Raw genomic sequence first — 11,740 nt, 5'->3', positions numbered from 1 at the left:
AGGCCAAGCCTGTTGCCCGACGACATATCAGTTGCCTTTGGCAAGGCCGAGAACCTGGTCGATCATCTCCTGACCACCGTCAACTTCTGCAGCAAACGCCTCGTAAATCGGCTTGGAGGCTTCAATAAAAGCAGCCTTGTCAGCCTCGTTGACTTCGACCCCTGCAGCCTTGATGACGTCCAGCAGGTCGGTTTCTAGCTGCGCCGCCGTTTCGTAGGTGAAATCCTGCGTTTTGCTTGCACAGTCGGTCAACATCGCCTGAACATCCTCAGGCAGACCTGAGAAGCTCTTCTGTGACGCGAGGATATAGGCCGGCGTGTAGACGTGCCCGGTGATCGACAAATACTTCTGCACTTCCTGGAATTTTGCAGAAGCAATCTGCGCATAAGGATTTTCCTGACCATCCATTACGCCCGTCTGCAAAGCTGTAAAGACGTCGGAAAAGGCCATTGGCGTCGGATTGGCTCCATAGAGCTTGAACATCGAGACACGCCATACACCGTTCGGAGTGCGCAGCTTGACCCCTTCAAGGTCGGCAGGAACGTTGATTGGACGAGTGTTGTTGGTGATATGGCGGAAGCCGTTCTCCGCAAGACCAACGATGTGATAGCCTTTTGCCTCAGCTGCAGACTGGAACTTGCCCATCATTGCACCCTGAACCCGGCGCATATGGTCGCGATCAGAGATAATGTAAGGCATTTCAAAAATACCAAAAACATCATCAACCGAAGACATGACTGATGATGGCAAGGCAAAGTCGACCTGATTGAGCTTAAGCTTCTGCAAAAGCTCCTTGTCCTTGCCGAGCTGCGAGGAACCGAAGGTCTGAACTTCAATCTTGCCAGCGCTTGCCGAGTTCACGCATTCTGCAAAGTTGTTCGCAGTTGCTTCAAACAATGATCCAGGTGCACCGACATGCCCAAATTTCATTGTCATATCAGCAGCGAAAGCGCTGCTTGCGATTCCAAGTGCTGCAGTGGTTGCAAGCATTTTTGCGATAAATTTCATTGGTCTTCCTCCCAGTAGACTATTTCTATTTAGCGAGTCTATTCAGCTGCAATGCCCTATTTATTCACTCCATGAAGCGATTCCATTGCAGCACTTATGCCCCCAGCCTTATGAGGAACGTCAGCCTTTTTCAGGCCCATTTCCACGCCAGCCAAAGTGGCCATCAACATCAGGTCGTTGAAGTCGCCAAGATGGCCGATCCGAAACACGCGGTCAGCCACTTTGGACAGGCCATTGCCCAGCGACATGTTGTAATGTTCGAGTGTTTTCGCGCGGAATTGATCTGCGCTGTGACCTTCAGGCATGAGAACGGCAGTCAGCACGCCGCTTTCCTGACCCTGCTTTGAACACAGCACTTCCAGACCCAAAGCCCGAACAGCAGCACGGGTCGCCCTTCCGTGGCGCTGATGCCGCGAAAACACATTCTCTAGCCCCTCTTCCTGCAACATATCGATTGCTTCATTGAGCCCGTAGAGAAGATTTGTACTGGGCGTATAGGGGAAATAGCCGTTCTTGTTGGGGCCAACCATGTCGGCCCAGTCCCAGTAAGACCGCGACAAGCCGGCAGTCTTGTTGGCAGCCATTGCCTTTTCGCTGACTGCATTGAACGACAGTCCAGGTGGCAGCATCAGGCCCTTCTGGGATCCCGACACGGTTACATCGACGCCCCATTCGTCATGATTGTAATCAATAGACGCAAGGCCGGAGATCGTATCAACCAGGAACAGCGCAGGGTGCCCCGCATTGTCGATGGCCTTTCGTATCGCGGCGATTGGCGAGACCGACCCGGTCGATGTCTCGTTGTGCACGACACAGACGGCTTTGATTTCATGCGCTGTGTCTTCAGCCAGATAGGCTTCGATCAGATCAGGGTCTGCACCTCCGCGCCAGTCACCTTCGATGAACTCGGCTTTCAGCTTCAGTTTTTCGGCGATCTGTTTCCACAAGGTCGCAAAATGTCCGGTCTCGAACATCAGAACCCGATCACCGGGTGAAAGCGTGTTCACCAGCGCCGCTTCCCATGCGCCCGTACCGGACGAGGGATAGATGATTACATTCTGTTCCGTCTTGAAGATTGTCTTCAGGCCGTTCAGCGCTTGCATCCCTACTTTCGCAAAATCCGGCCCGCGATGGTCCATGGTCTGCGCCGAAATCGCCCGCAGAACGCGTCCGGGAACCGAACTCGGTCCGGGTATTTGCAAGAAATGATGTCCTGTCTGTCTCATGATCCCCCCGGGATTGTGACCGCGCCTCACCCGCCTCAATTGACTGTTCGGGGACCCGCGTTATCTTTGTCATTGTGCAGATTACATTTTGAATTCATAATTATGTCAACCAAATTCTCGTTTCCATGATTTCTGTCCAGGTGGATAACTTGTCGAAAATTGCTCAAATCCTCTCCAAACGCGTACAGGGCGACATCTTGTTCGACCGGTTTTCCCGCGGCCGTTATGCAACGGACGCCTCGTTCTACCAGATGATTCCGCTGGGAATTTTATGCCCCAAATCCGAAGATGACATCAGCGCCGCACTCGATATTGCTTGCGAGCAAGGCGTTCCCATCCTCGCCAGAGGTGGCGGCACATCCCAATGCGGTCAGACCGTCAACGAAGCGCTGATTCTGGACAACACGCAATATTTCAATGACATCCTGGAACTCGACATTGAAAACAGGCGATGCGTCGTGCGCCCGGGCATCGTCCTGGATGAATTAAACCGGGCTCTAAAACCCCACGGCCTCTGGTTTCCTGTCGATGTTTCCACCGCATCCCGCGCAACAATCGGCGGCATGGCTGCGAACAATTCATGCGGCGGAAAGTCACTTCACTACGGCATGATGCGCGACAACGTTCTGTCGATTGACGCCTTTATGGCAGACGGGAGCAAGCATCATTTTGGTCCCGGCAACACTCACCGGTCCGGGCAATACAATGCGCTGTCAGCTGACCTTCTGGCCCTGGGCGCGCGGGAGGCCGCAGAAATCGATGCTCGCTTTCCAAAAGTCATGCGTCGGGTTGGTGGATACAATATTGATGCCCTGGTTCCCAAGCGCGCCCCCAACAATCTTTCGCATCTGCTGGTCGGCTCTGAAGGAACCCTTGCCTATTCCACCGCGATTGAACTGAAGCTGTCACCACTGATTTCAGGCAAGGCCGTCGGCGTCTGCCATTTTCCGACATTCTATCAGGCCATGGATGCGGCGCAGCATCTGGTAACCTTGATGCCGCAGGGCGTGGAACTGGTGGATTCGACGATGATTGCGCTGGCGCGTGACATTCCGATGTTCCGTCGCACCATCGAGAATTTTGTGACCGGTGACCCAGAAGCGCTCTTGCTGGTCGAATTCATCGAGGAGGATTCGTCCAATAACGCGCTCAAGCTGCGCCGGCTTGAAGAAATGATGGGTGACCTTGGGTTCTCCTGGTCCGGAACAAGTGACCGCTGGGGCGGTGTGACTTCGGTGACCGATCCGGTTCTGCAAAACCAGATCGCCGAGCTTCGCAAATCCGGTTTGAACATCATGATGTCGATGAAAACGGACGGAAAACCGGTCTCTTTCGTCGAGGATTGTGCAGTGGAACTGCCGGATCTGGCTGAGTACACGGCCGGCCTGACAGACATTTTCGAGAAACACGGCACCAGGGGCACCTGGTATGCCCACGCATCGGTCGGCTGCCTGCATGTGCGTCCGGTTCTCAACCTGAGGCTCGACAAGGACGTCAAAACGATGCGCGCCGTTGCCGAGGAATGTTTTGACCTCGTTGCACGCTACAAGGGGTCCCATTCAGGAGAACATGGTGACGGTCTTGTGCGCTCCGAATTCCACGAGAAAATGTTCGGGGCACGGATGGTCGCAAATTTCGCTGAGGTCAAAAAGCGGTTTGATCCCAATGGTCTTTTCAATCCGGGCAAGATTGTCTCACCGCCGAAAATGGATGATCGGCGGCTGTTTCGTTATGGACCGGACTACGCAGTTCCCGACATTCATACTGAGCTAGACTGGTCTCAATGGACCGGCAGCGGCGGCGGCTTCCAGGGTGCTGTCGAGATGTGCAACAACAATGGCGCCTGCCGCAAGCTCAAGGGCGGCGTGATGTGCCCGTCCTTCCGCGTCACCCGCAAGGAAAAGGATCTGACACGCGGGCGGGCAAACACATTGCGGCTGGCAATCTCAGGTCAACTTGGGGCCGATGCCTTCGCCTCCGATGAAATGGCCGACACCATGAAGCTTTGCGTGTCCTGCAAGGGATGCAAGAGCGAATGCCCCACAGGGGTGGACATGGCCCGCATGAAGATCGAGGTGCTGTCCGCGCGGGCGAAAAAGAACGGACTCAATCTCCATGACAGGCTGGTCGGTTTTCTGCCGCGCTATGCCGTCTGGGTGTCAAAAATTCCATTCCTGATGAACTTGCGAGATCGGATCCCCGGTCTGGCCGGATTGTCCGAAAAGCTCACCGGCTTCACGGCAAAGCGCGCGCTGCCTCAATGGAGTGCAGCCCCTTTCAAGGACAGCGAGTTGAAAGACAGCGCGGCACCACAGGCGGTGCTGTTTGTGGACAGTTTCAACCGCTATTTCGAGCCTGAGAACCTGCGTGCAGCGATACGCGTGTTGCAGGCGGCTGGCATATCGCTTGATGTGGTCAAAGCGGCCGACGGTGGCAGACCCCTTTGCTGCGGCCGCACATTTTTGTCCGTCGGACTGGTCGACAAGGCGAAGGAAGAAGCACAGCGGCTGGTTGAGGCACTTCTACCCTATGTCGAAAAAAATCTGCCCATCATTGGTCTTGAGCCCAGTTGTTTGCTAACTCTGCGCGACGAGATCCCTGCCCTCTTGCCGGGCAAAGAAACAGCATTGATTGCTAAACATGCCTTCATGTTCGAAGAGTTCATCGCTGCCCAATCTGAAAATCCGGCTTTCCGGCTGGACCTGAAATCACCAGCAGCAAAGATCATCCTGCACGGCCATTGCCATCAGAAGGCAATGAACGTGATGTCGAGCGTTGAGCAGGTGTTGGCGATGATACCGGACACGACGGTCAAGAAAGTCGAAACCAGTTGCTGTGGCATGGCAGGTGCATTCGGCTATGGCATAGACACGCATGAAATATCTCTGCAAATGGGCGAGATGGATTTGCTGCCGGCAGTGCGTGCCGCAGATTCCGACACAATCATTGTCGCCGATGGCACGTCCTGCAGGCATCAGATCACAGACAATACAGACCGCAAACCGTTGCATGTCGCCCGACTTCTCGACATGGCACTAAACAGGATGTCTGAGACGAAATGGACGCGATAACCGACACCAATGCAATTGAACGAAGATCCCTTCATCTTGAATTGGTGGAGCGCATTCGTCCTCTTATTGTCGAAAGCCAACTGAAACCCGGGGACAAGGTGCCTGAAAAGGACCTTTGCGAACGCTTCCGCGTCTCCCGCACTCCAATGCGCGAAGCCCTCAAGGTTTTGGCGGCCGAAGGCCTTGTCCGGTTGGAGCCGAATCGTGGTGCATGGGTGACAGTGGTCACGGTTGAAGAAGTAGAGGAAGTGTTTCCGGTCCTGGGCGCTCTCGAGGCTTTGTCCGGGGAACTCGCCTGCACCAACATCACCGATGCGGAGATCAGTCACGTCCGTTGGCTTCATGACCAGATGATGCAGAGCTACACGGACCGAAATCTGGCGGATTATTTCAAGACCAACCAGGAAATTCACCGAGCCATTCTCCTGGCCGCAAAAAACCAGAGCCTGACAAATACCTGCCAAGCGCTGTCCGCGCGCATGCAAAGGGCCCGCTACGCTGCAAATTTGTCCGAGGAACGCTGGGCCAGTGCTGTCAGAGAACACGAGCAAATCATCCAGTCACTCGAAGCTCGCGACGGCAAACAATTGAGCCATGTTCTGGTTCAGCACATGGAAAACAAGAAAAAATCAGTCATCAAATGGCTAATGGGAGCGGCTGAACAAAAGCCGCCCAAATAGACGGCGGGACAGGACGGCTGCCGGCAGTCAAAGAGGCGATCATTTTCGTAAGCTTTGCGATTGCGAAGAGAATATTGTTCTCGATCGACAGAGCCGGACCTGCGCACCAAAGCCTGCCCCAAGCTTTTAAATCGGGGCAGGCATACTGTTACGCGTTGACGTAGTTGCTCGGGAAAAGCGCCCGGAGCGAGGCTTCGTCGCCAGGGGTTTTGAAGGTTTCGCCTTTCCCGATCTGTTGTACTTTTTCTACAGCCGGGCGGACATTGATTGCCTTGAACCAACGGTCAACTTCAGGGAATTGCGCAAGACCGTCGCCGCCCAATACGCGCGTCCCGCGGATGGCCCAGCCCCAGGCCGAAATATCTGCGATGGAATAACTGTCACCGACGATATAATCACGACCTTTCAGGTGATCGTTTAGCACCTGATAATGGCGTTCTGTTTCGCGCATGAAGCGATTTTTGGCGTAGGGAATATCTTCTGGGGCAGTGTGGTGGAAATGAACACTTTGCCCCGAAAAGGGTCCAAGACCCGAGGCAATAAACATCAACCAGGATAGCATCGCACCGCGATCTTCTGGTGAGCCGCCCAGTTTTCCAGTTTTTTCAGAGAGGTAAAGCAGGATGGCTGTGCTGTCGAACACGACTGTGCCGTCATCATCTATCGCCGGCACTTTGCCGTTTGGGTTGATCGCACGAAATTCCGGCGTGTGCTGCTTACCGCTTGCTGTGTCAACGGGCACCAGTTCGAAGGGCAGATCCGTCTCGGCCAAAAACAACGCGATTTTCAGCGGGTTCGGTGTTGGATGATAGTAGAATTTCAACATTTTATCTTCCTGTGGCTTGGCAAAAATCAGGGTCAATCAACCGCAGTCGTGATTTTATCTTGGGTTCTGGTATCAAAATCTGATGCATCATGGCGTTCGTGAAGTTGCTCGTTCAGCGGGCCGCGTCTGCGGTTCACAATCCGGCCACGTTGAACAGCAGGCCGGGCAAGGATATCCTCTGCCCAACGACGCAGGTTTGTGTAGCTTTCAACATCAAGGAACTCGCCAGCATCGTAGCTTTCGCCCAGAACCAGATTGCCATACCAAGGCCACGTCAGCATGTCGGCGATGGTGTAGTCTTCGCCACCCAGATAGCGATGATTGGCCAATTCACGGTCCAACACATCCATCTGTCGTTTCACTTCCATAGTGAAACGGTTGATCGGATATTCGAGCTTTTCAGGAGCATAGGCATAGAAATGCCCGAAACCGCCACCAAGATACGGCGCGGAGCCTTGAAGCCAGAATACCCAGTTCATGATTTCTGTACGTTGGTTTGCATCTGTGGGCAAAAACGCCCCGAATTTCTCTGCCAGATAAAGCAGGATCGAACCACTTTCGAACACGCGGCTGCCGGTATCGCGATCGACCAAAGCTGGAATTTTTGAGTTCGGGTTCACCGCCACAAACCCGGAAGAAAATTGGTCGCCATCGCCAATCTTGATCAAATGCGCGTCATATTCCGCGCCGGTTTTGCCAAGAGCCAGCAACTCTTCAAGCATTATGGTGACCTTTTGCCCGTTCGGTGTACCCATCGAATAGAGCTGAAGTGGATGAGATCCGACGGGGAGTTCCGCGTCAAAGGTTGCACCTGCAATAGGGCGGTTGACCTTGGCCCAATTGCCACCGTTTTCGGCATCCCATGTCCAGACCTTTGGGGGAATGTAATCAGTCATACGTTTGTTCCTTTCAAAAGTTCACGTCCATGCCCTTTGCAAGAGGGGGCGTTTGTGGGTGAGAAAACTCGGTTGCCCAGAGACCCAAAGCCTCGGTGTCGCGTGCCAAATCCAAGGCCGATAGCGAGTTGAGCTGCCAAAGCCACGAGCGCGGATAAGCAGCCTCGGTCAGCCCGAGAGTGACATCGGCAAAGCGCATGACAAGTTCAGCAACCTTGCAGGGCCCCTGAGCCGCACCAATGCCTACCCTGCGAAGTGTGCACTGATCGTATTCAGGATCATCGTGAGTTGTTGCATCAGCAAGGCGCAAGATCGATGCCGTTCGAGTAGAAACGTCCACACCAGCAGTGGAACCGGCGCAGATCGTATCCGCGGCCCGCTCGATCATAATGGAGCACAAAACCAACCTCCAACAGAAAACCTTCAATAGCGCTGCAAATCAAGACAACCAAGCAATCCAAAACTGCCACAACATTTTGACCTCACAATACCCGATTGGAGCGCTGAGGTGATCAGGCACGGCATGAAACAAGGGGCCAGTTTCTTCCACGCTGCCGAACCTACCTTCGCATGGCTGTGAAGGTGCGGTAGGCTGGCATAGGATCGGGAGAAACTCCCCAGAGTTCAAGAGCATGGACCCTAACTGCTCATATCCTCACTCTCACGCGATGACTTGCAAGCCATTGCTATATTTACCATTCATTGCGTCTGATCCTAGAATCCATACCGCACCAAATCAATTAAAAATATCGATATAATTGCATTTGCATGACCTAATCGTGTTTTTTCGAGTTATTTATATTTTTTTCGATTTACGCGTTGACCAGCCGAATGGAGCGCGTTTAGATGCTGGCACCTAATTCAGCCACATCTGGGAGGATAATATGAGATCACTCGTATCGGGAATAACCATTGCGCTCATGCTTCAGTCAGCTGCATGGGCTACAGACGAGCCGCTGGCCGAAATGCAGAAAAACATGGCCTATGCCATGGAGTGGAGCGACGGAAAGCTGGACAATTACGGCGCTCCGGAAGTCACCTATGATGGCGACCCGGTCACCTTGAACTTCTCAAGCCATTTGCCAGAGCAATCTGCTCAAGCACGGTTTCTGAAAAAGTCTTTCGATGTTCTCAACAAGATGTCGAAAGGCAAGTTGAGCGTTGAAGCTCGCTGGTCCGGCACAGTGCATTCAGTGAGTGAAGGTTTCGAGGCCAACCGGTCGGGCATCACCGACATGTCTTCGTGCTTCACGTTCTTAAACACAAAGAACTTTCCGTTGACCGAGGCCCTGACTCTCCCCGGCCTGTTTCCAAATGCTGGGGTTCTTTCTATTGTCGCCGAAGAATTGACTGACGAATATTTCCGTGAGGAATTTGAGCGTCAAGGAGTCTATCTGCAGGGCATAACCGGGAGTGTTAGGTTTAACCTTTTCTCCAATGTTCCCATCACGACACTTGAGGAACTGGCAGGCAAGAAAGTTCGTTCCGGAACCGGGGTGAACCAGGATGTGTTTACCGCGTTGGGTGCTGTTCCTGTTAACATGAGTTCCGCAGACTTTTTCTCGGCCCTGCAGCGCGGTTTGCTTGATGCTGTCTTTACCTCGGACACGGCTGCAAAGTCGTTTCGGATAAATGAAGCTTCTACTCATCATACGGACACGCCGATCAACCACACGCCGCTTGAGTTTTGCATGTCACCAAGACGTATTGATGCTCTTCCGGATAATCTTCGCGAGATCCTCTATGTCTGGGCGCGTCAGCGGAGCCAGGCGGAAAGCCAACTTTCATTTACGCTCGCCTCTGCCGAAGCCCGCGAAGAGTTCATCGAACAGGGTATCGAATATCACACAATCGCCCCGGAAGAGTACAAACGCTGGGAAGCAATATTTGCCGACGTGATCGAGGCTTATATTGTTGATGGCGAAGCGAAGGGGTTGCCGACCCGCAAACTCGTTGCGGACATCCGTGAACGGGCCCAAAAATACTCAGCCATGAGCTACAAGGAACTCCTCGAGACGACGATCAACAACCCGGCGGACGGCGTGTCTCCGCGCACCAATTGATCGGAGCTGCGAGAATTCCGCATCGATAGTTCAATTCCCTGCAATCCCGTAGGTAACGGATTTCGGGCTCCCCTATTCGGGAGCCCGAAATCCAGTTCGCTGGATAGATATCATGAACAAACTCGATAGTATTATCGCCAAGATCGGGACCACGTTGGAAACAATCGGCTCTCTGATTTTCCTGCCCCTGTTGGCGCTCATTGTTACAATTGATGTTATCTTGCGATATGTGTTTTCGTCCCCGTTAAGCTGGGGTCTGGAAATCTCAAAATATCTCCTCTTGTTATTCTTTATGTTCGGACTTCTGGCGTCGCTCCGAATGGGCGTGCACATCAGGGTTGATATTATTTCGAGTACGCTTGGGCGAAACGGGAAGCGGCTGCTCGAAATCGTTTCCGGCCTGCTGCTTGTCTTCGTATTTGGCCTTCTGATTAAAAAGCTGACGGAAGAAATACCGTTCACCTACGGACTTCCCGAGCTAACGCCTGAAATAGGCCTGCCTGTGTGGGTTTTCTACGCAGTCATCGGAGCGATCGCCTCGCTGACGATTATTTTTTGTCTAATAGCCATCGTGAAAATCGTTCTCGGAAAGCGGGAAACGCTTGAGGATTCCGATGGCGGAAGCTGGCTGGATTGATCATGGAACCACTTACAATCGGCCTGATCGCCATGGCGGGAATGCTATTGCTTATCATGCTCGGGATACCGATCTCATTTGCTTTGCTCGCGGTCGGCGCTATCGGCATGTTCATCGTCAGCAGCTCGATGTACGCCGAGACCCAACTCCTCCTCAATCTGATGGAACAGGGTACCAATTTTTCGCTCCTGGCAATTCCGCTCTACCTCTTGATGGGGCAACTCGTATACCGCACGGGCTTGGCCGGAGATCTATACAGCGGTATTTATCGCTGGATCGGACGCTTGCCGGGCGGGCTCGCCGTGGCGTCAATCTTGGCTGCTGCCGGGTTTGGTGCCGTCTCGGGCGGCAGCGCGACAGCGGTTGCGACGCTCGGGCCGATGTGCATGCCGGAAATGCGCAAATTCAATTATCATGGCGGCATGTCTGCTGCATCCATTGCAATAGCCGGGACGCTGGGGATCCTGATACCACCCAGCATCTTCATGATTGCCTATGGCATCTGGACTGAAACCTCGATTGGTGCGCTTTTTCTTGCGGGCATTGTACCGGGCATCATACTCGCCATAGCCTATTCGCTGGTAATCGTGGTTATTTGTACGATCAAACCGGAAATGGGGCCTGTCGGGGAACGCTTTTCATGGGCGGAACGCTTTTCGAGCTTGGTGAATCTGGCTCCAATTCTTCTCATTTTCGGTCTGATTGTCGGCGGAATCTACGGCGGCATTTTCGACCCGACTGAAGCGGCTGCAATCGGAGTGGTCGGAGTGCTGATCATCTCATTGGTCATGGGGCGCCTGAACATCGAGGTCCTGAGGTTAGCCCTGGTTGGCACCTCGCGGACCTCGATGATGATTTTCATGATCCTGCTTGGTGGTCACGTGATCAGCCGTTTTCTGGTTTTGACCAACATATCTTCGACACTTGTTGATTACATTGTCGGGCTTGGCCTGGGTGTGTTTGGCCTGCTCGCCTTGCTGACACTGATGTATATCGTGCTTGGCATGATCCTCGACATCTGGGCGATGCTGATTCTGACTATTCCGTTCGTGTTCCCTGTGATCGTCTCTGCCGGAATCGATCCGGTCTGGTTCGGCGTTTACATCATCATCATGTGCGAGCTTGCGGCCATCACGCCGCCTATCGGTCTGAATGTCTACATCATGGCCAGAGTCGCACCGGAAGTGCCGGTTGGTCAAATTTTTCTCGGCATCGTTCCGTTCTTCTTCACCACGCTTTTTTGTCTGGTCATCTTTACGATCTGGCCGGAAATCGTAACCGCTTTGCCGACTTACGCTTTTCAGCGTTGATGTGATTACTCTTTGTAAAAGGA

10 protein-coding genes are annotated in these 11,740 nt (G+C 53.4%); 5 read left to right on the top strand and 5 right to left on the bottom strand.

The features are described from left to right. Positions 1-27 precede the first annotated feature (27 nt). Positions 28-1,008, bottom strand: coding sequence for a TRAP transporter substrate-binding protein (locus IMCC20628_RS00975; protein WP_047028644.1), 981 nt, complete (start codon positions 1,006-1,008; stop codon positions 28-30). Between the two features lie 56 nt (positions 1,009-1,064). Beyond that, positions 1,065-2,237 carry an aminotransferase class V-fold PLP-dependent enzyme gene (locus tag IMCC20628_RS00970; RefSeq protein ID WP_197078444.1) on the bottom strand — a complete coding sequence of 391 codons (1,173 nt, stop codon included), beginning with the start codon at positions 2,235-2,237 and terminating at the stop codon, positions 1,065-1,067. Positions 2,238-2,383: 146 nt separating this feature from the next. Between IMCC20628_RS00970 and IMCC20628_RS00965 the strand changes: the two genes are divergently transcribed. Both IMCC20628_RS00965 and IMCC20628_RS00960 read left to right on the top strand, forming a co-directional pair. Next, the gene (locus tag IMCC20628_RS00965; protein ID WP_245307846.1) at positions 2,384-5,305 is read left to right on the top strand and encodes an FAD-binding and (Fe-S)-binding domain-containing protein; all 2,922 of its coding nucleotides are present in this window, start codon (positions 2,384-2,386) and stop codon (positions 5,303-5,305) included. Then, positions 5,293-5,985: a GntR family transcriptional regulator gene (locus IMCC20628_RS00960; protein WP_047028641.1), complete on the top strand. Its 693-nt coding sequence runs from the start codon at positions 5,293-5,295 to the stop codon at positions 5,983-5,985. The genes IMCC20628_RS00965 and IMCC20628_RS00960 overlap by 13 nt, the downstream gene beginning before the upstream one ends. Positions 5,986-6,133: 148 nt before the next feature. Here the strand turns inward: IMCC20628_RS00960 and IMCC20628_RS00955 are convergent, their stop codons facing one another. The 3 genes from IMCC20628_RS00955 to IMCC20628_RS00945 are packed head-to-tail and all read right to left on the bottom strand — an operon-like array spanning position 6,134 to position 8,095. Further along, on the bottom strand, positions 6,134-6,811 hold the full coding sequence (locus tag IMCC20628_RS00955; protein WP_047028640.1) for a glutathione S-transferase family protein: 678 nt from the start codon (positions 6,809-6,811) through the stop codon (positions 6,134-6,136). Positions 6,812-6,843: 32 nt separating this feature from the next. Continuing rightward, positions 6,844-7,707 (bottom strand): glutathione-dependent disulfide-bond oxidoreductase, encoded by an 864-nt coding sequence (gene yghU / locus IMCC20628_RS00950; protein ID WP_047028639.1) that lies wholly within the window; start codon positions 7,705-7,707, stop codon positions 6,844-6,846. 13 nt (positions 7,708-7,720) lie between these two features. After that, positions 7,721-8,095 (bottom strand): hypothetical protein, encoded by a 375-nt coding sequence (locus IMCC20628_RS00945; RefSeq protein WP_047028638.1) that lies wholly within the window; start codon positions 8,093-8,095, stop codon positions 7,721-7,723. Between the two features lie 496 nt (positions 8,096-8,591). Between IMCC20628_RS00945 and dctP the strand changes: the two genes are divergently transcribed. From dctP to IMCC20628_RS00930, 3 genes are all read left to right on the top strand, one after another. Next, positions 8,592-9,770: a TRAP transporter substrate-binding protein DctP gene (dctP, locus tag IMCC20628_RS00940; RefSeq protein ID WP_082127951.1), complete on the top strand. Its 1,179-nt coding sequence runs from the start codon at positions 8,592-8,594 to the stop codon at positions 9,768-9,770. A gap of 112 nt (positions 9,771-9,882) precedes the next feature. Further along, positions 9,883-10,407: a TRAP transporter small permease gene (locus tag IMCC20628_RS00935; protein ID WP_047028636.1), complete on the top strand. Its 525-nt coding sequence runs from the start codon at positions 9,883-9,885 to the stop codon at positions 10,405-10,407. A gap of 2 nt (positions 10,408-10,409) precedes the next feature. Then, on the top strand, positions 10,410-11,717 hold the full coding sequence (locus IMCC20628_RS00930; RefSeq protein WP_047028635.1) for a TRAP transporter large permease: 1,308 nt from the start codon (positions 10,410-10,412) through the stop codon (positions 11,715-11,717). Positions 11,718-11,740: the final 23 nt, after the last annotated feature.

Source organism: Hoeflea sp. IMCC20628 (assembly GCF_001011155.1).
GTDB lineage: Bacteria > Pseudomonadota > Alphaproteobacteria > Rhizobiales > Rhizobiaceae > Hoeflea.
Note: the sequence above shows the minus strand (reverse complement) of the source record. Positions and strands in the feature narration are given on the sequence as shown.